This is a genomic window from Sulfitobacter sp. HI0129, assembly GCF_001635395.1.
Taxonomy (GTDB): Bacteria; Pseudomonadota; Alphaproteobacteria; order Rhodobacterales; family Rhodobacteraceae; genus Sulfitobacter.
Genome location: NZ_LWGH01000305.1, coordinates 1 through 3,556 on the forward strand (window position 1 = coordinate 1; position 3,556 = coordinate 3,556).

3 protein-coding genes and 1 pseudogene are annotated in these 3,556 nt (G+C 63.9%); 2 read left to right on the forward strand and 2 right to left on the reverse strand.

Features of this window, described 5'->3' with window-relative positions:
• Positions 1-319: pseudogene (locus A3764_RS07065) on the reverse strand (Hint domain-containing protein); the annotation flags it as partial.
• A gap of 250 nt (positions 320-569) precedes the next feature.
• Positions 570-1,901: an alpha/beta hydrolase family protein gene (locus tag A3764_RS07070; RefSeq protein ID WP_067928738.1), complete on the reverse strand. Its 1,332-nt coding sequence runs from the start codon at positions 1,899-1,901 to the stop codon at positions 570-572.
• 220 nt (positions 1,902-2,121) lie between these two features.
• On the opposite strand from A3764_RS07070, the gene alr reads away from it, so the two are divergent.
• The gene (alr, locus tag A3764_RS07075) at positions 2,122-3,156 is read left to right on the forward strand and encodes an alanine racemase (protein WP_067928740.1); all 1,035 of its coding nucleotides are present in this window, start codon (positions 2,122-2,124) and stop codon (positions 3,154-3,156) included.
• Positions 3,153-3,556, forward strand: a 404-nt coding sequence (locus tag A3764_RS07080) for an MlaE family ABC transporter permease (protein ID WP_201722411.1), incomplete at its 3' end; no start/stop codon positions are given. The genes alr and A3764_RS07080, both read left to right, overlap by 4 nt.

The window sequence follows — 3,556 nt, forward strand, 5'->3', positions numbered from 1 at the left end:
CCGTATGCGTCCCGTCCTTGACGCGGAAACGCACCACGTCGAAGGTCTCTCCGGTCACGGTATCATAGAGCGTCCACGACCGGTCGGCGTAGATCGTTATGTTTTCCTCGGTCACATCACCAAGGGTGATGGCCGCGACGGCGTCTTCCCCGCCCTTCTGATCTTCGAGCGTCTGCCCCGCGAGGCCGGAACCGTTGTCGGTGATCACCGCCTGCCCGGTCGTGGCAGAGGGCCCATTGTAAACGGAGCTTCGTCCAATCTCCTTGGAGAAGGCCTTCTCGGCATCGATATCGTAGAAGGAAACCTGATAGTCAGCCATTTTCGTATCCTGCGCTCAGCTTCGGGGCCTTTGCGCGTGATCCGCCCGGCGGACGTGGCTACCCCTTCCCCGACGGGTCTAGGCCGTGAAAACGGCCTCAGCGGGCACAGGATGTGGCTGGAATGGGATCAATTGCGGAATTCTCGTGGCACAGGGCATCCGGGTGAACCTGCAACCAAAAAGGGCGCGACCCCTGCGAATCGCGCCCATTGGAGGGCACAAAGCCCTGCTATCGTTGATCTAGAACGATTTAGTCGGCCTTGCCTTCAAGCACTTCGTAGCGCAGGCCCTTTGCCTTGTTTTCGTCAAAACCCTTCCAGTATGTGTGATCTTCCTTGGGGGTTCCGTCCTCGTTCATCGACCAGACACCGTCGTTGGAGTTCTCGACGAGGTCGAGGTATGCCCCGGCTTCTTCGTTCCCCTTGAGGTGCTGATCCAGCCACGCGGTGACGAAATGCTGCGAGATGTTGTTCATCCGCGCCGTGTTCCAGACCGGATCGGTGTAATGGCCCGAAACGTTGAAGCCGAGTTCCTCGTCATCGCGGAAGGATTCCGCAGGTGCGGGCATCGGCGCACCGGCGTTGTGGCCCGCGTTCTCGAAGGTGAGCAGGGCACGGTCCACACCGCTCGTGTTTTCCCAGATCGCGCGGATGCCGTTTTCGTAAAGCGACACGTCATCCTGCGAACCGGCGATGAAGAGCATGGGGATCTGCACGCCCGAAAGACCCTCGGCATCCCAGAAGCCGGTGTTCATGCCCCACGGGCCGAAGGCTACGGCAGTCTTGATACGGGGATCGGGAAGCTCCGCATGGGTTTCGCTGCCCGCGCGGTGAATATCCAGCGTGCCATGCGGCGCGCCCCAGGCGTAGCCGACGGAAGCTTCCGTCACGCCGCCGCCCGCGGTGATGATCGCCCCGTAGCCACCCATGGAATAGCCGACCAGACCGGCGTTGTCCGCGTTTACCAACCCGTTGAGGAAAGAACCTTCCTCCTGCGACAGGCGCGCCATTTCATCCAGCGTGAACAGCTGATCGAGCGACCGGTTCACCAGCGTGGAGCCAAAGGCCGCCTGCGTCCGGTAGGTGGAATCGGTATGGTCGATGGAGGCGACGACATAGCCTTTCGACGCAAGGTTTTCCGCCAGATGTGACAGCAGGAAGCGGTTGCCCGGATACCCGTGAGAGATCAGCACCAGCGGAAAGGGCGCGCCCTCGGTCGCCGGTGCGGCATCCCGCATGGCCCGGCCTTCGATGTCCACCTCGGTCTTGGCGTCGCGCAGGAACACCTTCAGCGTGGTATCGCCCGTGGCGTCCGCCGCGGCGGGATACCAGACTTCGACCGGCAGCGGCCGGTCATAGCGGGGCAGCTGGTCGGGCTTGGCTGCCGCCGGATCGATCGACAGGATATCAATCTGGTCCGGATTGGTCAGATCGATCTGGCGCACACCCACGGCGTAGGAGCCATATGCGGAAAGCTCGGGCGCATCGGGCAACTGGGTGTCGATCCGGTTCTCGGCCTGCGCCGCCCCCCCGGTGGTGACGGCCAGCGCCATCAGCGGGCCAAACAGTACTCTTTTATTCATTGTGAACCTCCCGTTCGTGAATGCGATCACCCGATCGCTTGCAGGTGCCGGTCGTAACGCCAGCCTCCGGAGGAGCCTAACAGGGGGCACGCCATACACAAGCGAGCCGGCGTCTTACCCTGCGTTACCATGGCACCGCGGGCGCGAAGCCGCCGCGAGGTGCCGCGCCGGCAGCGCCATGCAGGCTTGACCTTTGGCCACTTCCTGTCAGAACCGCGCCATGACAAGCGCGACCCTGACCATCGATCTCGCCGCCCTCGCCGATAACTGGCGGTCGCTCGACCGGAAGGGCCGGGCCGAAACCGCCGCGGTGGTCAAGGCGGACGCCTATGGCCTCGGTATGGACAGGGTGGCGCCCGTACTCGCCGAAGCGGGGGCGCGGCTCTTTTTTGTCGCCATCGCCGAAGAGGGCGCTGCCTTGCGCCGTATTCTGGGCCCCGGGCCTACAATCCATGTGCTTTCGGGGCATATGGCTGGCGATACCGACATGGTGCGGGACGCCGACCTGCGCCCGATGATCAATTCGACCGAGCAGCTTCTGCGGCACCTCGAATCGCTGTCCGGCCATGGGTTCGGCATCCAGCTCGATACCGGGATGAACCGGCTCGGGATGGAGCCTGCCGAATGGGCCAGCCTGCGGGACATCGCACTGTCGCAGACCCCCTGCCTGCTGATGTCTCACCTCGCCTGCGCGGACACGCCCGATCACCCGATGAATGCATTGCAACGCGATCTCTTTATCGAACTGACCGAAGGAACCGATGTGCCGCGCTCGCTGTCCGCGACCGGGGGGATCCTTCTGGGCGAGGATTATCATTTCGACGTGACACGCCCTGGCGTGGGACTCTACGGGGGGCTGCCTTTCGCGGCGGCTCAGCCCGTGGTGGCACTGCACCTGCCGGTGATCCAGACCCGCGACGTGGCCGAAGGCGAGACTGTGGGTTACGCCAACGCCTGGACCGCGCCGCGCCCCTCGCGCGTTGCCACCGTCAGTGGCGGCTACGCGGACGGTATCATCCGGGCGATGGGGGGTAAGGCGCAGTTGATCTATCGCGGCACGCCGCTGCCCGTTATCGGACGCGTATCCATGGATATGCTGACCGTCGATGTGACGGCGCTCGACGAAGCGCCCGAACATCTCGATCTGCTCTGTCCCGCCCAGACGGTGGACGACATCGCGGATTGGGCCGGAACCATCGGATACGAGATCCTCACGGCGCTGGGCGCACGACACGACAGGGTCTATCTGACGTGAACAGCCTGTTCGCCGCGCTGGCGCTGATCGGCCGCGCCGCCCTTTCCGCGCTGGCGGGCATCGGCCGTGTGACTCTTTTCGCGCTCAGCATCTTTACCCACGGTCTGCGCCCCCCCTTCTATGGCCGGCAATTCGCCGCCGCACTTTTCCAGATCGGTTGGCTTTCGCTGCCGGTGGTAGGGCTGACCGCGCTTTTCACCGGGGGCGCGCTTGTCATGCAGATCTATGCAGGCGGCGCACGGTTCAATGCCGAAGCGGTGGTGCCACAGATCGTGGCCATCGGCATGGTGCGCGAACTCGGTCCCGTTCTCGTGGGCCTCATGGTCGCGGCACGTGTGACAGCGGCCATCGCGGCAGAGATCGCCACGATGAAGGTGACGGAACAGATCGACGCACTGAT

Bases quoted from the DNA above. Each gene is read 5' to 3' on its own strand.
- alr (WP_067928740.1), top strand. From the start codon at position 2,122: ATGACAAGCGCGACCCTGACCATCGATCTCGCCGCCCTCGCCGATAAC.
- A3764_RS07070 (WP_067928738.1), bottom strand. From the start codon at position 1,901: ATGAATAAAAGAGTACTGTTTGGCCCGCTGATGGCGCTGGCCGTCACC.